At 70.6% G+C, this 20,130-nt stretch carries 23 protein-coding genes; 12 read left to right on the forward strand and 11 right to left on the reverse strand.

Going from position 1 to position 20,130, the window contains the following annotated elements; all coding sequences use genetic code 11:
• Positions 1-4: 4 nt before the first annotated feature.
• Positions 5-544, forward strand: coding sequence for a potassium-transporting ATPase subunit C (locus CCN37_RS31625; RefSeq protein WP_086827933.1), 540 nt, complete (start codon positions 5-7; stop codon positions 542-544).
• Between the two features lie 3 nt (positions 545-547).
• Here the strand turns inward: CCN37_RS31625 and CCN37_RS31630 are convergent, their stop codons facing one another.
• Positions 548-1,858, reverse strand: coding sequence for a PQQ-binding-like beta-propeller repeat protein (locus CCN37_RS31630; protein ID WP_086827935.1), 1,311 nt, complete (start codon positions 1,856-1,858; stop codon positions 548-550).
• Between the two features lie 220 nt (positions 1,859-2,078).
• On the opposite strand from CCN37_RS31630, the gene CCN37_RS31635 reads away from it, so the two are divergent.
• The 4 genes from CCN37_RS31635 (at position 2,079) to CCN37_RS31650 (ending at position 4,964) form a co-directional block, all read left to right on the forward strand.
• Positions 2,079-2,492 carry a hypothetical protein gene (locus CCN37_RS31635; RefSeq protein WP_086827938.1) on the forward strand — a complete coding sequence of 138 codons (414 nt, stop codon included), beginning with the start codon at positions 2,079-2,081 and terminating at the stop codon, positions 2,490-2,492.
• 71 nt (positions 2,493-2,563) lie between these two features.
• Entirely contained in the window at positions 2,564-2,950 is a 387-nt protein-coding gene (locus CCN37_RS31640; RefSeq protein WP_086827940.1) for a RidA family protein, read from the forward strand.
• Complete coding sequence (locus CCN37_RS31645) at positions 2,947-3,360, forward strand: hypothetical protein (RefSeq protein ID WP_210408296.1); 414 nt, start codon at positions 2,947-2,949, stop codon at positions 3,358-3,360. Before CCN37_RS31640 ends, CCN37_RS31645 begins: the two co-directional genes overlap by 4 nt.
• 185 nt (positions 3,361-3,545) lie before the next feature.
• Positions 3,546-4,964, forward strand: a complete 1,419-nt coding sequence (locus CCN37_RS31650; protein WP_086827944.1) for an endonuclease/exonuclease/phosphatase family protein — start codon at positions 3,546-3,548, stop codon at positions 4,962-4,964.
• A gap of 211 nt (positions 4,965-5,175) precedes the next feature.
• Here CCN37_RS31650 and CCN37_RS31655 read toward each other — a convergent pair whose 3' ends face one another.
• Positions 5,176-5,757 (reverse strand): carotenoid biosynthesis protein, encoded by a 582-nt coding sequence (locus tag CCN37_RS31655; RefSeq protein WP_168200951.1) that lies wholly within the window; start codon positions 5,755-5,757, stop codon positions 5,176-5,178.
• A 593-nt stretch (positions 5,758-6,350) separates the two neighbouring features.
• On the opposite strand from CCN37_RS31655, the gene CCN37_RS31660 reads away from it, so the two are divergent.
• The 3 genes from CCN37_RS31660 (at position 6,351) to CCN37_RS31670 (ending at position 8,154) form a co-directional block, all read left to right on the forward strand.
• Positions 6,351-6,902, forward strand: a complete 552-nt coding sequence (locus CCN37_RS31660) for a hypothetical protein (RefSeq protein ID WP_086827949.1) — start codon at positions 6,351-6,353, stop codon at positions 6,900-6,902.
• Entirely contained in the window at positions 6,902-7,792 is an 891-nt protein-coding gene (locus tag CCN37_RS31665; RefSeq protein WP_086827952.1) for an aminoglycoside phosphotransferase family protein, read from the forward strand. Before CCN37_RS31660 ends, CCN37_RS31665 begins: the two co-directional genes overlap by 1 nt.
• 110 nt (positions 7,793-7,902) lie before the next feature.
• On the forward strand, positions 7,903-8,154 hold the full coding sequence (locus CCN37_RS31670; protein ID WP_086827955.1) for a hypothetical protein: 252 nt from the start codon (positions 7,903-7,905) through the stop codon (positions 8,152-8,154).
• A gap of 45 nt (positions 8,155-8,199) precedes the next feature.
• On the opposite strand, the gene CCN37_RS31675 is transcribed toward CCN37_RS31670, so the two are convergent.
• The 7 genes from CCN37_RS31675 to CCN37_RS41145 form a co-directional block, all read right to left on the reverse strand.
• On the reverse strand, positions 8,200-8,976 hold the full coding sequence (locus CCN37_RS31675; protein ID WP_168200952.1) for a maleylpyruvate isomerase family mycothiol-dependent enzyme: 777 nt from the start codon (positions 8,974-8,976) through the stop codon (positions 8,200-8,202).
• Between the two features lie 44 nt (positions 8,977-9,020).
• Entirely contained in the window at positions 9,021-9,575 is a 555-nt protein-coding gene (locus tag CCN37_RS31680; RefSeq protein WP_086827960.1) for a dihydrofolate reductase family protein, read from the reverse strand.
• Positions 9,576-9,653: 78 nt separating this feature from the next.
• Positions 9,654-12,329, reverse strand: coding sequence for a helix-turn-helix transcriptional regulator (locus CCN37_RS31685; RefSeq protein ID WP_168200953.1), 2,676 nt, complete (start codon positions 12,327-12,329; stop codon positions 9,654-9,656).
• A gap of 86 nt (positions 12,330-12,415) precedes the next feature.
• Positions 12,416-13,540: a hypothetical protein gene (locus tag CCN37_RS40250; protein WP_168200954.1), complete on the reverse strand. Its 1,125-nt coding sequence runs from the start codon at positions 13,538-13,540 to the stop codon at positions 12,416-12,418.
• Between the two features lie 60 nt (positions 13,541-13,600).
• Positions 13,601-14,623 (reverse strand): hypothetical protein, encoded by a 1,023-nt coding sequence (locus CCN37_RS31690; RefSeq protein ID WP_086827966.1) that lies wholly within the window; start codon positions 14,621-14,623, stop codon positions 13,601-13,603.
• Between the two features lie 26 nt (positions 14,624-14,649).
• Positions 14,650-15,003 (reverse strand): peptidase inhibitor family I36 protein, encoded by a 354-nt coding sequence (locus CCN37_RS31695; protein ID WP_086827969.1) that lies wholly within the window; start codon positions 15,001-15,003, stop codon positions 14,650-14,652.
• A 144-nt stretch (positions 15,004-15,147) separates the two neighbouring features.
• Positions 15,148-15,861 (reverse strand): peptidase inhibitor family I36 protein, encoded by a 714-nt coding sequence (locus CCN37_RS41145; RefSeq protein ID WP_210408297.1) that lies wholly within the window; start codon positions 15,859-15,861, stop codon positions 15,148-15,150.
• Positions 15,862-16,076: 215 nt separating this feature from the next.
• Between CCN37_RS41145 and CCN37_RS31705 the strand changes: the two genes are divergently transcribed.
• Together CCN37_RS31705 and CCN37_RS40255 are read left to right on the forward strand one after the other, a co-directional pair.
• On the forward strand, positions 16,077-17,063 hold the full coding sequence (locus CCN37_RS31705) for a TerC/Alx family metal homeostasis membrane protein (protein WP_086827972.1): 987 nt from the start codon (positions 16,077-16,079) through the stop codon (positions 17,061-17,063).
• Between the two features lie 123 nt (positions 17,064-17,186).
• A complete protein-coding gene (locus CCN37_RS40255; protein ID WP_168200955.1) occupies positions 17,187-17,363 on the forward strand; it encodes a hypothetical protein in 177 nt (58 codons plus the stop codon).
• Between the two features lie 17 nt (positions 17,364-17,380).
• Here the strand turns inward: CCN37_RS40255 and CCN37_RS31710 are convergent, their stop codons facing one another.
• Positions 17,381-18,253, reverse strand: a complete 873-nt coding sequence (locus CCN37_RS31710) for a helix-turn-helix domain-containing protein (RefSeq protein ID WP_086827975.1) — start codon at positions 18,251-18,253, stop codon at positions 17,381-17,383.
• Between the two features lie 171 nt (positions 18,254-18,424).
• Between CCN37_RS31710 and CCN37_RS31715 the strand changes: the two genes are divergently transcribed.
• Together CCN37_RS31715 and CCN37_RS31720 are read left to right on the forward strand one after the other, a co-directional pair.
• Complete coding sequence (locus CCN37_RS31715; protein ID WP_086827977.1) at positions 18,425-19,129, forward strand: type 1 glutamine amidotransferase domain-containing protein; 705 nt, start codon at positions 18,425-18,427, stop codon at positions 19,127-19,129.
• 111 nt (positions 19,130-19,240) lie between these two features.
• Entirely contained in the window at positions 19,241-19,513 is a 273-nt protein-coding gene (locus CCN37_RS31720) for a DUF6355 family natural product biosynthesis protein (RefSeq protein ID WP_086827980.1), read from the forward strand.
• A gap of 58 nt (positions 19,514-19,571) precedes the next feature.
• On the opposite strand, the gene CCN37_RS31725 is transcribed toward CCN37_RS31720, so the two are convergent.
• Entirely contained in the window at positions 19,572-20,099 is a 528-nt protein-coding gene (locus CCN37_RS31725) for a hypothetical protein (protein ID WP_086827983.1), read from the reverse strand.
• Between the last annotated feature and the right edge of the window lie 31 nt (positions 20,100-20,130).

The raw sequence follows: 20,130 nt of genomic DNA on the forward strand, positions 1-20,130 counted from the left end.
GGACATGACCTTCGTCAAACAGGCCGTCGCGGGACTGCGCGTCCTGCTCGTGCTGACCGTGCTGCTCGGCGTGCTCTACCCGGCGAGCGTCTGGCTGGTGTCGCGGCTGCCCGGCCTGCACGCCAACGCCGAAGCCGTCGACACCACGCTCGTCGGCGTCGACCGCGAGGGCGACCAGTGGTTCCACACCCGCCCCTCGGCCGCGACCCTGCCCGCCTCCGGCGGCTCCAACAAAGGAGAGCTGAACGCCGACCACGACGCGGTGGTCGCCGAACGCCGTGCCGTGGTCTCGCAGCGCGAAGGTGTTGCGCCACAACAGGTTCCGCAGGAAGCCGTCACCGCGTCCGGCTCCGGACTCGACCCGCACGTCAGCTCTGCGTACGCCGAACTCCAGGTGCCCCGCGTCGCGCGCGCCAACGGCCTCAGCGAACAGCGCGTGCGGGACCTGGTCAGCGCGAACACCGACGGCCGCGCCTTGGGCTTCCTCGGCGAACCGGGGGTGAACGTGACCGCGCTCAACCGAGCGCTCGCGGCCGTCAGGTGAGCTTCACTTGACCGGGAAGGCCTTGGGATCGCCGTTGCTGTCAACGGCGATCCCGGCGTACTGGCTGACCCAGACCGGAGCGATCTCGACGGTGGTGGAGACGTCCTTGCCGGTCTTGGCATCGAGCACGATCGGCTTGCCGCCCACCTTGCCGTAGAGCGCTCCGTGCCACACGGTCACGACACTGGGGGCGATGCGGTTGGCGGCTTGGTCGGGCAGCGTCCACAGCTGCTGGGCGGTCTTGGAGTCGTAGCCGGTGACCCGCCCGTCGTTCGTGCAGACGAGCACCGACTGCTGGTCGTGGTAGCAGTCGCCGTAGGCCCTGCTGCCGAACCCGCCCGCGCCCTTCAGTTCGCCTTTGGCAGCACCGGAAGCGGGATCGAGGAACACCAGCGACGGCTTGCCGCTGCCGTAGTCGGTGCGGTTGACCACCACCAGCGCCGGGTCGGACGGCACGACGGAGAGCTGGCTCGCCCTGGTCGCGCCCACCCACAGCTGCGCTCCGGTCGCGACGTCCACGGCGGTGGCCTGGTTCATCGACTTGTTCTCGGCGACGTTGGAGTCCTTGCCCACCAACACGTTCCCGTTGAGGCTGCCCGCCTCGTAGTCGTGCCGCTCCCACAGCGTCGCCCCGGTGGCGGCGTCGAGGGCCACGGTGAAGGACTTGTCGCTGTGGGAGTAGCTGGCGACCACGGCCTTGTCGCTGATCGCGGCGACCTTGGTGATCGATCCTTGGCCACCACCGCCGTAGGTGTCCGTGGCGACCTTGACCTTGGCCTGCCACGCCTTCGTCCCGCTCGCGGTGTCGGCGGCCACGACCGTCAACGCCGTGAAGCCGGGCGTGGTCCCCTGACCCGGCTCCGCCGTGGCCACCGCCGCCGCGGCGAGCTTGTCCGTCACCGCGGGCGGTCTGGGGCCGACCGGGTTCACGAACGGCCCGCTCTGCGCGTACGGGTCCGCAGGCCTGCCCTCGATGCCGACGGACCAGTTCTCCTTGCCGGTGAGGACGTCCACCGCCGAGAGCTTGTCCGACGCCACGATGTAGGCGGTCCGCTCGCGCAGGGTCATGAACCGGGAGACCGCGCTGCCCGCGAGATTCGCCCGTAGCGCCGCCTTGGGCAGCGTCACTCCGGCGGTGGCGAACTGGAGGGGCGGATCGGCGGTCTTGGCGGGCGCCACGGACGCCTTCGTCGGCTGCGCGTCCGTCCCCGGCTCCGTCGGCACACCGGGCGTTGCCCCACCGCACCCGGCCAGCGTCACCGCCGCCAGGCTCGCCGCCGTCACCCACGCCACCGTCACCGCTCCGCGCCGCACGCGAGTTCTCCCTTTGTCGGCTCGTCCTCGTTCGAGCGCGGACCCTAGGGCGCCGCGCTTGCGACTTTCTGCAATGCGCTGCTCAGCGCCGGTTCCGTTCCTGGCTGGAGCGTTTCAAGACCCTCTTGTCGACCCGAGCGTCGTTTCCGGAAACCACCCTCATGTTTGGTCCGCGGCTGCTACTTTCCTTGCGGGTGGCCGATTTCCTGGGGGGCGGGACATGGTTGAGGTGGACGAGGCCGAACTCCGGCACGAACTCGCCTGGTGGTGGTGGCCGGTGATCTACGCACTGGCTTTGGCGGCTGTGGACTCCGCCAACTTCGAGCCTTGGCCGATCGGTCTGGCGGTGCTGGTCCCGGTGCTCGGGTTGGTGCTCGCGGTCAGGTTGGTGCGCAAACACCGTCCGGTGCTCGCCGCGCGCTTGGGGTTGCCGATGGTCCCGCGCCGCTCGTTCTCGATGCGGTTCAGTGTCGGGTTCGTCCTCGCGTGGCTTGCCGCCGTCGTGATCGTGCTGCTGGTGATCGGTACGTCACTGGGAAGGTTCGGGTTCAAGGCGAGCTGGGTCCTGCTGACGATGCTGTTCTGGATACCGATCTACTACGCGGCGTGTCGCGACCGGCGCTACTGGCCGTGACCCGGTGTGTCCACAATGGACGGCAAGGTAATTCGCCGCGCTTGAAGGCCGCTCTTGTCTAGATTGAGCGCATGGAGACCATTGCGCACAGTCCGACCGACGGTGTCTACGCCGCCACCAACGACTACGTGCACGCATTGGAGGTGCGCGGCGCGCAAAGGCTGTTGTTCGTCGCGGGCACGATGGGGCTCGATCCGCAGGGCGTGCCCGGAGCCACGATCGAGGAGCAGCTCGCGCTCGTCTGGGCCAACCTGCGCGCCATCCTCGCTTCCGCCGGTATGACGGTCGACAACATCGTGCGGCTCACCAGCTACCTGCGCGACGCCTCCTACGCCGAGGCCAACGCCCAGGCACGCGTCGCTGCGCTGGGTGGGCGTGTCGTCCCGACGACGGCCGTGGTCGCGCAGACGCTCGACAGCCAGTGGCTGGTCGAGATCGAGGTGACGGCGGCGGGATGATGACCCCGGCCGATGCTCGCGAAGCCCTGCTGTTCCACTCGTGCGCGCATCCCGACGTGGACGATCCGCGCTGGCAGCTGGGATTCCTCGGATCGCTGCGCCCCTTCACCGGCCTGCGCGAGGAGAACTTCCACGAGGTCATGTCCGCGCTGCGGAGCCTCGCCGAGTCCCTGGACGCCGACCTGGTGCCGCGCGAGGTGGTCTCCGCCGTGGTCGGCATCTGCCACTTCGCCCGAGCCTGGGGCATCGCCCCCGGAGGCATGCTGCGCCGCAACGGCTTGATCAGCGATGCGGACGCCGCTCGGCTGGAGACGTGGGTGTGGATCATCTCCTACGCGCTGACCATGGTCCTGGACGGCGGTGTCGTGGAGGCCTTCGACGAGTACGACCGGGAACACCGCAAGGGCTGAGGCGGGGTTCGCGTCCCGCCTGGGTGAGCAGCACCTCGTGGTCGCTGGTGAGGTCAGCGTCGGACCGCCCGTCCTCGCCGCGCACGGCTGAGCCCGTCCCCGAACGTCAGCCGAGGACAGTGGCCTCCCGCTGCCGCAACCGTTTCAGGCAAGATGTGCGCAGGGGGGGCGAGAACATGAAGCCGATGAGGCGAACGGCGTTCGGCGCCGTGGTGGTGTGCGTGCTGGCCGCTGTCTCCGCGTGCCGGGAGGAGCCGCCACCGCCACTGCCACCGCCGCCACCACCCGGCGCCTCGGTCACCGTGGTGAACCTGAACGCCGCCATGGGTTTCCAGATGAAGAAGGGCGAGAAGGGCGGCACCAACGCCACCCCCGAGGACATCGCGTTGCTGGCCGAGGACGTCCTCAAACACCCCGCCGACATCGCGAACCTGCAGGAGATGGCGTTGCCCGCGGCGCGGGAGCTGCGCGAGGTGCTGGCGAAGCGGACGGGTGCCGTGTGGGAGCTGAACTGGGCGCACTCGACCTTCGCGGACTACTACGCGGGCAAGGACCCGGCGGAGGCGCCGGTCTGGCGGAACGTCTCCGCCGGTAACGCGCAGCTGATCCGCATCGGCGCGGGTGTCCGCTCGCAGAAGCCGATCACGGTGGACGGCGACCGGCCCGGGGGAGAGCCGGACCAGGGGATCATGCTGCCGTCCTCGAAGGAGCCGGACCGGGGTCGCTCCTACCAGGGGGCGGAGGTCGTCACCGAGCACGGCACGATCGACGTCTACAACCTGCACCTGGCACTGGCCAAGGACAACACCGACGAGGAACGCGCCAGGGACGTCGAGACGATCCAGCGGTTCACCGAGTCGCGCACCAATCCGGCGATCATCACCGGTGACTTCAACGAGGAGCTCGACTCCAGCGATCCCAACTCCGGCGAGCACCACTTCCCCAAGACCTACGCGGCCCTGATGGCGTTCATGGACACCTACGGCTACGCCGACGTGGCGAGGCGCCTTGGTGTGACGAGCAATCGCCAGCCGCAGTACGAGCTCCAGAAGCTGATGCGCGTGCGGATCGACTACATCCTCGCCCGAGGGCTGCGCACCCAGGGCACCGCGAAGATCACGAGCACGAAGTCCGACCACTGGGGCCTGGTCACCACCGTCGAACCGGGCTCCGAGCGCACGGCACCGGCTCCCGCGCCCGACCCCGGGGTGTCGGCGGAGCGGTTCCGGCACGAGCTACCGGGTGGCGGGACGTTCTACTTCTTCACCGCGCTCGACTACATCTGCGCCGTGGTCGACGAACAGGCGGTTTGCCAGGGCAGGACCAAGCCGGTTCCACCCGCCCCCGCCTCCTGCCGCGGCGGGCCCGGTTGGGGGCACGGGATGTTCGTCGCGGCGAGCGGGAAGGTCGACTTCGTCTGCGCGGGCGGGCTCCTCTACGCGCCCGTCGACCGCGCACCCGACGACCGCGACGTCCTCCGCGCGGGGCAGAGCTTCACCGCGCTCGGCTTCACCTGCGCCGCCGAGGCGAAAGGCGTCCGGTGCAAGCACAACGCCTCCGCTCACGGCTTCTTCATCGCGCCGGACAGCAACGAACGGTTCTGAGGCTGAGCGGGTGACCGGAGCGACCGAGGCACTCGCGCAGAGGCCGACCCGCACGGTGTGCCTGGCCGAGCCCGCGACAACGGGTTTCTCGTGGCAGTGCTGCTCAGCCCGGAACGGGTGCCCAGTTCGACGAAGCAGTTCGCCACCGCGCTGCGCACCCTGCACGGCCTGCTGGAGCGAGCCATCAACCGGTGACGAGGTCGGGGCGCGTTCACCACGAGTAGGAGAAGGTGTACCAAGGGCCGCTGATGTACTCGAACGTCGTTCCCTCGCCGCCCTTGGCATCGTTGACCGGCGGCCGGTCCGGGCAGTGCGCGAAGCCGGCGGAGCCGAGGAACCCGGCGTCCTTGATGGCGAGCAATGTGCACCCGGCGGTGTGGCGTGCGGTCGCGCTCGACACGGCGAACAGTCCAACGCGCTGGTTCACCAGTCGCTGATCGGGCGCGGCCGCGACATCGGCGACCAGGCTGTGCAGGCCGGGGCGGTGCATCTCGAAGATCGCGCGGCTGAGCACACCGGAGCCCGCCAGCAGGAGCACTCCCGCGAACACCAGGGGGAGGACCAGCAGCGAACGCAGCTGTCGGAGGTGCGCGCGGCGTGGCTGAGGCAGCGCGAGAACGGCTCGAACGGCCATGACGAGCCACACCACGCCGGTCGCCAGCCAGCCGCAGAACGCCGCCAAGGCGATGCCGAAGTAGCCGCCGGGCGGGCTGACCGCCCACACCGTCAGCAGGAACGACACCACCGCCAACGCCGTCGCCAACCATCGTGCGCGCGACCGCTTCGGTGGCACCGGACGACCTTGAACATCGAGCACGAGCCCTCCTCTGTCCCGTGAGAGACGGCGGAACGGACCGCCGGGTTCCCAGGTGCGGAAGGGGAACTCAGCGCGCCACTAGTTGCACAGGACGGTGGTGATGATGTTGGAGGTGTCGTGCACGCGGTGCCACCCCGGCCGCCACGACACTCCGCTGCCTCGGGTCAGCAGGCAGCCCTTCGGGACGTGCACCGCGTCGGTGTCCTTGAACTTTCGCGATGATGACTGACTTGTGCGACGCCTTCGAGAGTCGGATTCGCCCGCGCAGGGGACCGGTGCACGTTCCGCGTTCGGTGACTTCGCTCGCGCCGTGGCTCGGTGCCTCGGCGGCACCGGCGGGTGCTGCCGAGGCCACGCCCGCACCAGCGACCCCCAGTGCCAAAGCCGCAGTCGCGATCTTTCTGTATCGCATGCCGTTCCCTTTCAGTCGTGTGAGCGAGCCCCCGCTGCGGACTCCACCGTCCACGGCGGGGAAGCTGAGACGAAAACCGGCCCTGTACCAGCGGAAACACGTCGCCATGGAACGCGATGGCGCAAATGAGATTGCTCGTGCGGCGACACTGGTCGGTATGACCGAGCAGTGGGTGCTGGTGCCGCCCGAGAACTTCGAGGACCACGACTGGCTGGTGGCCGAGTCCCGAGGTGTGTTCCTGGCCGGACACCTCGGACACGGAGACCGCCGGTTCCCGGTGATCGTTTACGACCGGCACCGGCTCGCTCTGGACGCTGAGCGCGAGACCGTCGTCGGACTGTTCTACGAGCCCAACCTCATCCTCGTTCCGGAGGTGACCGAGGAGTCCGTCACCAAGGAGCTCGACCGGCTCGCTCGGAACGGTCGTCTGGACTGGCTGCTGGCGCTGACGGCCGAGCAGGAGACCGTGTGGTCGCTGGACCTGCCGGACGCCTTGGACCGGGGTGTCATCTCCGCTCGGCTGCGTCACGGCGAGCGGACGTTCCCGGTGCTGCTGTGCGACCCGGAGGGAGCCGCTTCGGTCGCCGGGCGCGACGTCGGGCCCTACGAGGAGAACATGATCGTGGTGCCGGAGCTGACCGAGGAGACGATGCGGCGCGCCGTCGAGAAGCTCGGAAGCGCCGGTCAGTTCCGCTGGATGCTCAACTGATGGCGTCCCTGGGTTCACCACCGCGGCGCGTCACCGTCGACACCGACCAGGCCCGCCGGTTGATCGGCGAGCAGTTCCCGCGGTGGGCCGAGCTGCCGATCCGGCCCGTGGCCAAGAGCGGTTGGGACAACATCACCTTCCACCTCGGCGACGCGATGCTGGTGCGGCTGCCGAGCGCGGCCGAGTACGCCTTGGCGGTCGAGAAGGAACAGCGGTGGCTCCCGGCGCTCACGCCCCAGCTGCCGCTGCCCGTTCCCGTTCCCCTGGCCCAAGGCGTTCCCGGCGCGGGCTACCCGTTCCCGTGGTCGATCTACCGGTGGCTCGACGGCGAGTCCGCGAGCCCTGACGGCGTCGGTGATCCCGTCCGCTTCGCGCTCGACCTGGCCGGGTTCCTGGCGGCCTTGCAGAGCGTCGACGCCGCCGAAGGTCCCCAGCCGGGCAAGCACAACTGGTTCCGGGGCGGCACGCTGCGCACCTTCGACGACTTGGTGCAGCGCGCGCTCGCGACACTGGGCGGGCACGTCGATGCCGATGTGGTGCGCGAGATCTGGAAGACGGCACTGGAGGCGCCTTGGGACGGTGTGGACGTCTGGTTCCACGGTGACGTCGCACCGGGAAACCTCTTGCTCTCCAAGGGGAATCTGTCGGCAGTCATCGACTTCGGGTCCTGCGGTGTCGGCGATCCGGCCTGCGACACGGCCATCGCCTGGACGCTGCTGACCGACGAGGGACGGCGGGCCTTCCGCGACCGCCTGGCGGTGGACGAGGCGACCTGGGCGCGCGGGCGCGGCTGGGCTCTGTGGAAGACGCTCCACACCTGTGCGCAAACCCTGGGCGAGGCTGATGAGGAAGCCCGGCGCGTCCTCGACGGGATCTTGGCCAACGGCTGACTGCGGAGGGGGCGCCACTTCGACAGGAGTGCAAGCGCCTCACGAGTTCGTTGCCCCTCGTGGTCGAGTCGCCCTACGGTCGGCTCCTCCGATCACGAGGGGGACGAAACATGAAGCGCTCCAAGGCATTCGTCGTCGCGGGGGTCGCGGCTCTCTGCGCGCTCGTCGCACCGGGTCTCGCTGCGGCGGTGCCCGCGCAGCTGACCATCGAGAACTACTGCGGCGGTACCGGGGTCATCAACGACCAGTCGCGCCAGATGGCGTTCCAGATGTTCCACACCGGTTCCGGACCCGGGTGGCGCTCGTACAACGCCCACTACCTCAGCGGGCAGTTCTTCAAGTCCACGCACAACTCCTGCTAGCAAGGGTTTGGCGTGCACGGCGCCGCCGCGGCCACGCGGGCGCTCTCAGTCGGTGACCCAGTCCATGTGCTCGATCCACAGGTCGAGCATCGCCCGATCGCCCCGCACCTCCAGCCCGGAGGCGGTTTCCAGCGAGCCGCGCCTGCTGAGCACGAGCAGCAGCTGGTCGGCCGGGCCGCTCAGCGTGACGTCGGCCTCGCCGCCGGTGCGCTCCAGGACGATGCCGTCCCGCTCCCGGCGCGCCAGCCAGGCAGCGCCCGCGTCGGACGCGTGGAAGTGCAGCGTCTGGCCGGTGCCGCGCAGCGCGTCGGCGAAGTCGGGCCGGTTCTCCCAGTAGCCGCGGGAGGTCAGCGTCTCCAGCCAGTCCTGGATCGCCTCGGCGGCGGGCCCCGGCTCCAGCTCGTAGGTCGCGCCGACCGTCGCGGCGGCGTCCGCGCGGTGCACGCTGATCTCCCCGAACAGCCGGCGCGACCAGAACGGGACGCCCGCTTCGGCTCCGGAGGGGTCCCACACCGGAGTGTCGTCGGAGACGGACTCGAACGCCCGTTCCGCCGCCGCGGCGCTGCCGGTCAGCCAGGCGCGCCACTCGGCCGAGTCGGCCGGAGCCGGGACGTAGCGGGCGAACGCCTCGTCGGGCTGGCTCATCCGCTCACCCACGAGCATCGCCACCATGCGCTGCGTCGCGGCGACGTGGTCGACCAGGTCGGCCAGTGTCCACTTGGGACAGGTGGGTACCGGGGCCGTCGCGTCGCGGCCGTCCACCCAGTCGGCGAACACGCGCGTCTGGTCGACGACGGCCTTCAGGTACGCGGAGGTGTTCATGTGCTTCTCCATGTCTGTCGAACGTGCGGTGTGACGGTCTTGGCTCAGCTCCCGGCCGGGCGGTAACGCAGCTGCACGACCCCGGAGCGGTAGGGCGTCGCCGCGATCAGCTGGAGTCGGATCGGCCCGACGCCGTCGAAGACGCGCGGCCCGGCGGGCCAGAGGTGCGGGTTCACGGTGAAGCAGAACTCGTCGACCAGTCCCTGCCTGGCGAGGGAGTGCGCCAGCTCCCCGCACCCGGAGACGATCAGGTCGCCGGAGTGCTTCTCCTTCAGCGCGGAGACGGACTGGACGAGGTCACCGTCGAGGGCGGTGGCGTTCCAGTCGAGCGGGCCGGAGAGCGTCCGGGTGGCGACGTACTTCGGCATGCTGTTGATCCGCTCGGCGAAGCGACCGATCGTCGGGTCCTCGCCCAGGTGCGGCCAGACGGCCGCCAGGCCCTCGTAGGTCTTGCGGCCGAGGAGCAGGGCGTCGGCCAGGACCAGTTGTTCGAGGCTGGCGTCGTTGCTGTCGGCGTCGAGCTCCAGCCAGTCCTCGGGTGTCGGCGCCTCGAAGGAACCGTTGACGGTGACCTGGTTTCGGACGATGACCTTTCCCATGGCGGTGAGGCTAGGAGCCGCCGCGCCGCGCCCGCATCGGTCGAACGACTTGCCGGCGGACCGCGGGCGCGGCGGCCGTCATAGGTCGAGCTGCCCCAGCTCCGCCCGTCGTCTGACCCGCAGTTTCGGGTACGCCTTGTAGAGGTGGTGGCCGACCGTGCGCGGGCTGAGGAACAGTTCGGCGGCGATCTCCCGGTTGCTCATCCCCTTGGCCGCACGCCGCACCACCTGCAACTCCTGGGGCGTGAGCCCGTCACCGCCGCCGGGGGCGGGTTCTCCCGGAGCGGCCTCGCCGAGCGCGGTCAGTTCGGCGCGCACGCGTGGTAGCCAGCCGTGCGCACCGATCCGGTCGAACACCTCGTGCGCCTCGAACAGCTGCTCCCGCGCGGCGCTTCGGCGGCGGTGCCTGCGCAGCCACGTGCCGAACAGCAACCGGGTCCGCGCTCGGTCGTACTGACCGCAGCCCTCGATGGCCAAGGATTCCTCGAACAGTCGCTGCGCCCCGTCACCGTCGTCGAGCAGGCCCTGGCAGCGCAGCAGGAGCGCGGCCGCCACCGGGCTCCGCGTGCACCGCGCCCAGTCGGCGAGCACGGGCAGGAACCGGTGCGCGCGAGCGGTGTTGCCGGCCCGCACCGCCGCCTCCACGTGGTCGGGGACCGCGCGCACCGTGACGTCGCGGCCGGGCGCGCCCTCGCAGACGCCCTCGAACCGGTCGAGCGCGCGCTCGGGGTCGCCGCCCATGAGGTCGATGAGCCCGAGCGCCCAGGTGGCCTGCGCGACGGCCATGCCGTGCCGCCGCGAGTCGTCGAGCACTGTCGCCGCGAGCCGCTCCGCCCTCGCGCCGTCCCCGCGCACGGCGGCCAGCCATGCCGACACGGCGGAGAGGACGACGGCTTGGAACCGCTGGCCCAGCTCCCCTGCCAGCGCGATCGCCTCCTCGACGTTGCCGTCCGCGTCGCGAATCCGGCCCGTCACCATCTGCGCGAGCGCCAACGGCTCCTGGGCGTAGGGCAGCCAGCCCAGCGCTCCCCGGCCGCGCAGGCGCCGCACGTGGGCGTCGAGCAGCGCGACGGCCGATTCGTCCTCGCCGATCAACAACCCGATGAACCCGGCGTTCAAGCTCTCCAGCGAGTCCCCGCGCGCGGTGCGGAAGGCCCCGCGCATCGGCTCGACGGCGGTCGCGACGTCACCGCAGAGCAGCTCGGCGAAGCCCACCAGCCCGTCGATCACCGGCGTCGGCCCCGAGGGGATCGCGCGCAGCCGCTCCGCGCAGCGGCGCAGCAGGGCCTGGTCCGCCGTGTCCCGCGCGCACCAGGTGGCCTCGGTGAGGATCGAGACGGCGAGGCCCGGCTCGGTCACCAGCACCGGCTCGGCGGCGTCGAGGGCGAGCCGGGTGGCCTCGGCCGGGGACGCGTGTTCGTAGGCCACCTGCGCGCGGACCCAGCCCGCCTCCGCCACGTCCGTGGGCGCGTCGGTCAGCTCGGTGCCCGCGGTCGCCAGCGCGACGGCTCGGTCGAGCTGCCCGGCGTCGTAGGCCGCCCGCGCGGCGGCGACCAGCCGTCTGCCGCGCGTGCCCGGCGAGGTGGTCAGCTGCGCCGCCCGGTCGAGCGCCCTCGCCGCCGCGGCGGCGGCGCCACGCCCTGTCGCCCGTCGCGCGACCTGCTCAAGTCCGTCCGCCGCCGCGTCGTCCGGTCCGCCAGCGGCGGCCGCGACGTGCCAGGCGCGCCGGTCGGCGTCGCGCGGGTCGGACAGCGCGCGGGCGAGCGCCCGGTGCGCCGCGATCCGGTGCGCGAAGGGAGCTTCCTGGTAGACAGCCGATCTGATCAGGGGGTGGCGGAAGACCACGCCCTCGGCCGTGACGCTGACGAGCCGGCCCCGCTCGGCGGGCTCGAAGTCGACGGTGCCGCCGTCGAGCTCCTCGGCGGCGGAGACCAGCGTCGGCAGGTCCGAGCCGTGGTCGGCCGCGGCGAGCAGCAGGACGGTCCTCGTCGGTTCCGCGAGCTCGCGCACCTGGCGGCGGAAGTGCTCCTCCAGGCGCCCCGCCGCCGACAGCGGGGTGATCGGCGCCGGGACCGCGGGCGCGTCGGCCGCGTGGGCCGCCAGCTCGACGACGGCCAGCGGGTTGCCCTCGGCCTCCGTGACGATGCGGTGGGTGACGTAGCTCGGCAGCGCCGCCTCGGCCGTCGCGATGCGGGCGGCGTCGGCGGTGCCGAGCCGGGGGAGCGTGACGCTGTCCACCCCGAGCACGGGGAAGGCGTGCTCCCCGTCCCTGGCGGCGAAGACCAGCGCGACCGGATCGGCGTGCAGGCGGCGCGCGGCGAAGACCAGCGCGTCGATCGAGGACTGGTCGAACCACTGGGCGTCGTCGAGCAGGCACAGCAGCGGCCGTTCGGTGGAGATCTCGGACAGCAGCGACAACGTCGCCGCGCCCGTCAACCCCCGCTCGACCGGCGCGCTGCTCCCGCCGAAAGCGGCCCGCAGCGCCTCCGCCTGCGCGCTGGGCAGCGCGTCCACCCTGTCGAGGTCGCGCATGAACAACAGGTGGAGCGCCGCGTAGGCCACGTCGGCCTCCGACTCGATCCCCACCACCCGCAGCACCCGCATCCCACCCGCGACGCTCTTGGCGTAGTCGAGGAGCGTGGTCTTGCCGATGCCGGCTTCCCCGCGCAGCACCAGGGATCGACCGCGGCCGTCCTTCGCGTCGGCGACGAGGCGGTTGATCCGCGACTGTTCCGCCGCGCGCCCAACAATCACAGCCGGCACGCTACGCGCCGGTGACCAGTCCACATGACACAACTGCGTCGCCAACGCGACACGATTGGTGCGCACAAGCGCGCGGATCAGCTCGGCGGGCGGCCGAAGGCGTTGCGGAGGTGGAGGCGGGCGCGTCGGCTCGCCGAGCGCACGGGCACGATCACGGAGTTCCGCACCCATCGCGCCGGGACGATGACGACCGCCCGTGCCACGCTGCGCACCGTGTGCCCGATCGGGACGAGCACCACGCGGTAGATGACCTTCGCCGGACGGATGACCACGTGTCGCACCACCGTGACGATGCCGCGCCACAACGGAAGCGCCACGCGCCGGTAGGCCCACGTGAACGCCGAGACGATCACCCGGCCGAGCAGCAGCAGCCCTCGCCGGGTTCGGCGGTAGGTCCACACCAGAGCGCGGCTGAAGGACCGGAACACCGTCCGCAGCCCCGCGCCGAAGGACCGCAACCCCGTGCCGCAGAGCCGGAACACCGTCCGCAGCGCCGCGCCCAACGACTGGAACACGGTCCGCAGTGCCGTGGCGGAGAGCCGGAACACGGTCCGCCACGCCGAGCGGGTCCACCGGCCGCCCGGCACGAGCGCGGAGCGCCACACCCAGCGAACCGGGAAGAACACCGTGCGGAGGGGCTTGCCGACGGCGACGCTCACGACCAGCACGCCGCGGCCGATCGGGGCGAGCACCACCCAGACGACACGCAGGAACGCGATGATCACAGCCAGGACAGCTCGCCCGAACGCGTTGGCGCCATTGCGAACTCCTTGGCGCGCTGGGCGAACCACGCGGCGCGAGAGCGCTCGGAACAGCCAGAGCACCCCGTTGCCGAGTGCACAGACACCGCGCACGGCGCCTCGGCCTGACGCACACAGTGCGACACCGATCGGCCGGAGGAAGTAGCGCAGAACGAACCGCCCAGTGGCTCGGAGGGCCGCAGCAGCCGGGCGGAGCAGGAAGCGGCCTGCCGTGAGAAGCCCGCTGCCGACAGCACGGAAACCCCGCACAACGGGAGAGAACACACGCGCTGTCCACCTGCGAACCGCGCGGAACGGACGCACGACCAGGCGGCGGCCCACGGCCTTCAGCCATTCCCAGGCCAGCGTTGCCGGCACGACGATCACCACGGAGATCGCGCGCGCGATCCACACCACCCACCGTGGCGGCTGCGGGTCTTCCACAGCACCCCTCTCGCCCATGACAGGAGAACGTGCGCGTGGTGCCGGTGCCCCGGGGAGATGGGGCACCGGCACCAGGGGTCAGGTTCTGATCGGGACCACGAAGACGTGGCTCATGTCGGAGTTGTGGGTCTTCGTCGAACCGCGCGAGTCCGTCAGGCCCACGGCAGTGCCCTGCACGCCACCGTCCATGCCGTCCTGCCACTTCACCTGCACGTAGGCGTTGAACCGCTGTTCGCAGTCGGGCCGCACCGGGAAGTCGGGCAGGTGCAGCGGCACGTAGTGGTGGTGCACCGAGTACGACATCTCACGGCTCGTGGTGGTGGTGTTGCTGGACTGGCAGAGCTTGTCGCCGTTCCACTGGTTCACGTAGAGCGTGAAGGTGGCCGTCGAGGTCGGTGGCTTGTTGCAGTCCTTGCCCTGACCCGGGTAACAGGTCTTGTACTCGGTGTCGGCGAAGACGCTGAGCTTCTTGGTTCCCGGTGCGAGCGTGAAGAACGGCAGCGCCGGCTCGCGCGCGACGTCCTCCGGGCCGACGCGCACGAGGCCGCGCGGCGTGGAGCGCTGAGCGGGCACACCGGCGGTGGTGTTGTCCACGGAGGTGTCCGCGAACTCGAGAAAGCCGCTGTGCAGCTGGAACCTGGCGTCGAGCTTGTCCCGCAGCGTGGCGGCGCGGACGTAGGCGGTGCAGGTGACCTTCGCGGCGACGCCGGGGTGGAGCAGGAAGCGGGTGGTGAGCTGGACGTCCTCCTTGTCCGGCTCCGCGGACGCGCCCTGCTGCAGGATGTTCTGCCCCGTCACGAAGTTCTGCTCGCCGCCGGGCCAGGTGCACCGCACCTCGTTGTCGAACAGCGAGCGGTAGGTGGCGGAGTTCGCGCGCATCACCGAGCGGACGTAGGCGGTCTGCGTCGCCGACATCTGCAACTGCACGCTGCCGAGCGCCTTGACCTCCTGGTCGAACTTCGGCTGCCCGGGCTCGGGCACCTTCGGCGCGAGCACTGATTGCGCTGTGAAATCGACGCGGGTCGCCGCACTCGCGTTCGCCGCCGGGGGCAGCACCGCCAGCAACAGCGCACCGAGAACGAGGAACGGTATTCGCTTCACCTGTGGTCTCCTCTATCTCTCAGCGGCTACGGCAGCAGGATCTTGTCGATCTTGTCGTTCCAGCTCCCGAGCAACTCGTAGTCGCCGTTGTAGGTCTTGTGCTGGTCCGGCCACGCGCCGAGCACGTTCGTGGCGCGGAAGCTTCCCGCGCGCTTGTCCCTGATGCTGGAGGCCTTGTCGCGGAAGCCCCAGTCCTCCAGCTTCTTCTCGCCCGGCAGGTTCCACTTCAGCATCCGGCCACCGAAATCCCTGTGCTCGTACAGGCACACGTATCCGGAAGGGCACACCTGGCTCGCGGTCTCAGCGTTGGCGGGCGTAATTGCCGTGGCCGTGGCCGCCAGTGTGAGAACGGCGGCAGCGCCGATCTTGAAGAGCTTCATCGATCGATCCCCTCAGAGCGAGAACTTCTGACGGAGCGACCGTAGGAAGCGGTCTGACGACGAGGGAAGAGCCCTGGTTTGACCACGGCCAAACCAGGGCGTAGGCGCAGGTCAGTGATTTGGCCAGCGGGACGGCCGGTCCGGTCAGGGCCTGGCGGAGCCGGTGCAGAACCAGTGCGCGCCCGGCAGCGACGAGCTGTCCTGACTGCTGTCTCCGGCGCGAATGCTCCGGACGTTCTTCTTCGCCGAATCGTAGAAGTGCGCGGCGACCGGAAGGTTGTTGTCGTAGGAGAAAACGGCGTCCTGCAAGTGGTAGATGGCCAGCTGCCAGCAGAAGTTCTGGCGCTGGGTCCGGAAGTTCATGTCGTCGAAGCCGATGTTGCGGTACAGGCACAGCGACCCCGCCTCGCACGGCTCGGCGATCGTGGTCGGCGCCGGTCCTGCCGTGCGCGGCCACAGCACGACCACGGGCAGCAGGCCGAGCGCGGCCACCGCGCCCAGCGCCCACCACCCGCGCCGCCTGGTCCGAGCTGGCGCCGGGGGAGGCTCGGCGGGAGGTTCTGCCTTGGCAAGGACTTGGGCGTTTGCCTGATCCCACCGCTGTCGCCACTGCGCGTGCACCCGGTGCTCGTCCTGGCCGAGCACGCCGACCGCGAGCGGCCGGACGAACTCCCAGGTCGTGTCCCAGGACGGCAGTTGCGCACCGCGCGCCGCCGCCGACAGAGCCGATTTCGACGCCAGGGCACCGTGGTCCTGGCGCATGGCGTCGTAGGACGGATCGCCCGCGTGCTGCTTGAGCTCCCACAACTGCCGGGCGAAGACCGCGGCCGGCTCATCGCCCTCCGGTGCCCTGGACACCCGTCCCCTGCGCCCGGCTCTCGTCGTCTCGCCACCCATGGTTCCCCCCACGTCACGGACCGCCGACCCCGCAGTATGGCAGCTACCCTCTTCGACGAGGGGAGTACTTCCGCTTGGGTCTGCCCGGTCAGTACGGACGCCTGGACGGTGTCCTCGGGAGGCCGCCCGCTCAGGGTGAAGGAGACCTCGAACGCCGAAACGTTCGAGGAGGACGTGTGTCCGCATCTCTCACGATCGCCGCTCCGGTGGCTTCGATCGGCTCCGGTTGGCTCTGGGCCGCCAGCATCGCGGTGCTGCTGGCCCTGCTGGTCGCCGACTTCGCGGTGACCCGCCGCCCGCACGAGGTGTCCCTGCGCGAAGCCGTTGGCTGGTCGGTGTTCTACCTCGCCCTGCCGCTGCTGTTCGGGCTCTGGCTGTGGTCGGCCTTCGGCGGCGCGCCCGCGCTGGACTTCGTCACCGGCTTCATGGTCGAGAAGTCGCTGTCGGCGGACAACCTGTTCGTCTTCATGCTCCTGCTGTCCGCGTTCGCCGTGCCCACCGAGGTCCAACAGCGCGTGCTGCTCTACGGCATCGCCGGAGCCCTCGTGCTGCGCGCGGTGTTCATCGCGGCCGGTGCCGCGCTGCTGCAGGCGGGCACGTGGGCCTTCCTGGTGTTCGGGCTGGTCCTGTTCCTCTCCGCGATCAAGATCCTGCGTCAGGCGCTCTCCGGCGACGACGGCGAGCAGGACACCTCGCGGATGCGCTCGGTTCGCCTGCTGCGCAAGCTGATGCCCGTCACCGAGGACTACCGCGGGACCCGCATGGTGGTCCGGGAGAACGGGCGGCGCGCGCTGACGCCGTTGGCGGTCGTGGTGGTGGCGATCTTCGCGACCGACGTGGTGTTCGCCGTCGACTCGGTCCCCGCGGTCTTCGGCATCACCGACGACCCGTACCTGGTGTTCACCACCAACGCCTTCGCGCTGCTGGGCCTGCGGGCGCTGTACTTCGTGCTGCGCTCGGCGCTGACCAAGCTCGTGCACCTCAACCACGGGCTCGCGATCATCCTGGCGTTCATCGGCGTCAAGCTGGTGCTGCACTGGGCGCACGGGATCTGGCCCGCGGTGCCCGAGGTGCCGACTCCGCTCTCGCTCGCGGTCATCGTGCTCGTCCTCGCCGCCGTCACGCTGACCAGTTGGCTGGCCCGCCGCAGGAGCCTGCGATGACCGTCCACGTGCTCGTCGACGTCGGCGCGGCGCTGCTGCTGCTCCTCGCGCTGCTGATCACCTGCGCCGCACTGAGCGACCTCGGCCCGCATCGCTGATTCCGCTGCGGCGCAACGAAACGGCGTGGTGAGCTCGCACCACGTCGGGATACACCCGCGCGCTCGGCGGCTGTGGTCGCGCCCGCTGTCGGAGTTGACCGCGGTGGCGTGCCTGCACTGCGGGCACACGAAGTTCTTCGCCGCCGACCTGGCGCTGCTCCAGGAGGAGGCCCGGGAACACCCCGAGCGCTTCACCTGGTGAACGCGCGCGAACGTGTCCTAAGTGGACTGAGTGGACGGTGTCGGCGCTGACGACGCCGTCCAGCTGGCGAGGAGGTTCATGGCCCTGCGCGAGGGTGATCCGTCCTCGGTGGTGTAGACGAACAAGGTGGTGTCGGGATCACCGGGCGGTGAAAGGGTTTCGTACTCGACGGTCAGCTCTCCGACGAGCGGGTGGCGCAGCCGTTTCGAGCCGTGCGTGCGCTGGTGGACCCGGTGCTGCTCCCACCACCGGGTGAACTCGCGGCTGTGCTCGCGCAGCTCCGCCACCAGCTCGGCGGTGGCCCGGTCGTCGGGGTCGCGGCCGACCTCGAAGCGCAGGCTCTCGACGGCGGCCCTCGCCTGGTCCTGCCAGTCCACGAACAGCGATCGCGCGTCCTGGTCCAGGAACATCCAGCGGGCGTAGTTGCGCCGTGGCGCCGGAATCCGGTCGAAGTCGGCGAACAACGCCTTGGCCATCCGGTTCGCGGCGAGGATGTCGGTACGGCGGCCGAGGACGAGCGCGGGCTCGCCGTCGAGGGAGTCGAGGAGTTGGTGGAGGCCGGGGCGCACGCGCTGGGCGTCGCGGGTGCGGGGACGGGTCGGCGTCGAGGTCAGGCCGATGAGGTCGTCGAGGTGCGCACGCCCGGCGGCGTCGAGTTCGAGCGCGCGGGCGATCGCCTCGACCACGGCCGAGGACGGCACGATGCGCCGACCCTGTTCCAGGCGGGCGTAGTAGTCGGTGGACACGCCCGCCAACCGCGCGACCTCCTCGCGCCGCAGACCGGGAACTCGGCGCACGCGCCCGTCCGGCGGCAGTCCCGCTCGCGCCGGGTCGACCTGTGCGCGTGCGCGTCGCAGGAAATCGGCGAGTTCGCGGTTGGTCCCGGCCACGCGTCCATTGTCGTCGACGCGCCTCGCCGCCGCCTGGACCTGTGAGTCCTAGGTTGCCGCGACCGAGTCCGCGCGGGGCTCGCGATGGGCGTCCGGAGCGGGCTCGGCTCGGACAGCCTTGAACGGCGCGGACAAGCACCGTCCGCGACCGACCAGCGAAGGATCGATCTCGTGAGCAAGGTTCTGATCGTCATGTCCGCGGCGAGCACGTGGGAGCGCACCGACGGCTCGCTCTACCCGACCGGTTACTGGGCCGAGGAACTCGCGGCGCCGCACGAGAAGTTCGTCGAAGCGGGCCACGTGGTCGACTTCGCGTCGCCGGGAGGGGTGGCGCAGCCGCTGGACCAGCACAGCGCGGACCCGGAGATCGCCGGTCCCGACTGCGCCCGTCACGTCGCGCACGCCGAGCGGGCGCTGCGGGAGTTCGGCCCGCTGCTCGAGCTCGGCGAGATCAGCATCGACGACTACGCCGCTGTCGTCCTGCCCGGTGGGCACGGTCCCGTCGTCGACCTCTACCAAGACGCCGACCTCGGCCGCCTGCTCATCGAGGCCGACACCTCGGGCAAGCTCATCGGCGCGGTCTGCCACGGCCCGGCCGCGCTGCTCTCCGCTGTGGCCCCGGACGGCCGGTGGCACTTCGCCGGGCGGGCGATGGCGGCGTTCACCGACGAGGAGGAACAGCTCTTCGGCACGGCTGAGGGAGCACCGTGGCTGCTGGCCAGCCGACTGCGCGAACTGGGCGCCAAGCACTCCGGCGGACCCGCGTACCAGCCTTTCACCGTGGTCGACGGCACCCTGTTCACCGGCCAGAACCCGGCTTCCAGCGGGCCGATGGCGGACGCGATGGTCACCGCGCTGCGCCAGCGCGAGGCGTGAAGGCACGCCCCCTTTCATCGCAGTGTGAAGCCTTTGCGGGTCGGTTTCGTGACGGCTAATTTGCGCGGAGAAATGCTTTAAAATGTGAAAGGAACTGGGGTTCACGTGGCTATGAGGTTGTTGTCCGCCGCGCTCGTGCTGTCCGCGTCCACGCTCGCACTGGCTGGTACCGCTCACGCGACGGAAAGGGCGGCGGCGAAGTTCCCGTGCGGCTACCACGTCGTTGACGGCTCCGCTTTCTACAACCACTGCGGATCGGGGAATGTCCTCATCCACATCGACAAGTGGCCTTTCAGTGACGAGGAGCAGTGCGTCAGCCCGGGCAACACGATCATCGGCAGGCAGACGTTCACCCCGTTCGCCTACTATCTCCGGCCTTGCTGATCGAGGAACCGTTGGCGCGGCGGCGGTCCTGGTGATCGCCGCCGCGTTCTCCTTCGCCTCATGAGCGGGTGAGGCGCACCGCCGAGGCGAGGAAGAACAGGCCGCCGACGGTGGCGTACCCGGCCAGCGTGGTCAGCGAGGCGTCGGGCTGCGCGGCCTGCACGACGAAGTACGTTCCGACGATCGCGGAGAGCCCGCCGCTGAGGATCATCGCCCACTGGCCGCCCATGGCGCGGCGGCTGACGCCGACGGCGAGCTGGACCAGGCCCGAGGCGATCGCCCAGATTCCCCACACGCGCAGGACCGCCGGGATGCCGGAGGTGACGGCCACGGCGAGGCCGATACCGGCGAGCCCGCTGATCGCGATGTTCACGTACAGGCCGAGGGTTCGTGCCGAGCGGAGGTCGACGACGGCCGCAAGGACGTCGAACAGGGGATAGGCGACGAGCAGGGCGATGCTGAGCGGCCCGAGCGCCGACGCGCTGGTGAACAGCAGGCCCGCCCACACGAGGGCGAATCCGAAGCGGAAGAAGTACAGGCGGCGCAGCGCGGGGGCGGCGGGCGCTTCGGTGGCGGTGGTGCTCACGGGGACTCCTCGGGGGTAGGGAGAACGTTCG

Origin of the sequence: Allokutzneria sp. NRRL B-24872, assembly GCF_002155965.1 — a bacterium.
Classification (GTDB): Bacteria; Actinomycetota; Actinomycetes; order Mycobacteriales; family Pseudonocardiaceae; genus Allokutzneria.

Bases quoted from the DNA above. Each gene is read 5' to 3' on its own strand.
- CCN37_RS31695 (WP_086827969.1), bottom strand. From the start codon at position 15,003: ATGAAGCTCTTCAAGATCGGCGCTGCCGCCGTTCTCACACTGGCGGCC.
- CCN37_RS31625 (WP_086827933.1), top strand. From the start codon at position 5: ATGACCTTCGTCAAACAGGCCGTCGCGGGACTGCGCGTCCTGCTCGTG.
- CCN37_RS31660 (WP_086827949.1), top strand. From the start codon at position 6,351: ATGACCGAGCAGTGGGTGCTGGTGCCGCCCGAGAACTTCGAGGACCAC.
- CCN37_RS40250 (WP_168200954.1), bottom strand. From the start codon at position 13,540: ATGGGCGAGAGGGGTGCTGTGGAAGACCCGCAGCCGCCACGGTGGGTG.
- CCN37_RS31645 (WP_210408296.1), top strand. From the start codon at position 2,947: ATGATGACCCCGGCCGATGCTCGCGAAGCCCTGCTGTTCCACTCGTGC.
- CCN37_RS31665 (WP_086827952.1), top strand. From the start codon at position 6,902: ATGGCGTCCCTGGGTTCACCACCGCGGCGCGTCACCGTCGACACCGAC.
- CCN37_RS31675 (WP_168200952.1), bottom strand. From the start codon at position 8,976: ATGAACACCTCCGCGTACCTGAAGGCCGTCGTCGACCAGACGCGCGTG.
- CCN37_RS31670 (WP_086827955.1), top strand. From the start codon at position 7,903: ATGAAGCGCTCCAAGGCATTCGTCGTCGCGGGGGTCGCGGCTCTCTGC.
- CCN37_RS31650 (WP_086827944.1), top strand. From the start codon at position 3,546: ATGAGGCGAACGGCGTTCGGCGCCGTGGTGGTGTGCGTGCTGGCCGCT.
- CCN37_RS31640 (WP_086827940.1), top strand. From the start codon at position 2,564: ATGGAGACCATTGCGCACAGTCCGACCGACGGTGTCTACGCCGCCACC.
- CCN37_RS31635 (WP_086827938.1), top strand. From the start codon at position 2,079: ATGGTTGAGGTGGACGAGGCCGAACTCCGGCACGAACTCGCCTGGTGG.
- CCN37_RS31680 (WP_086827960.1), bottom strand. From the start codon at position 9,575: ATGGGAAAGGTCATCGTCCGAAACCAGGTCACCGTCAACGGTTCCTTC.
- CCN37_RS31720 (WP_086827980.1), top strand. From the start codon at position 19,241: ATGAGGTTGTTGTCCGCCGCGCTCGTGCTGTCCGCGTCCACGCTCGCA.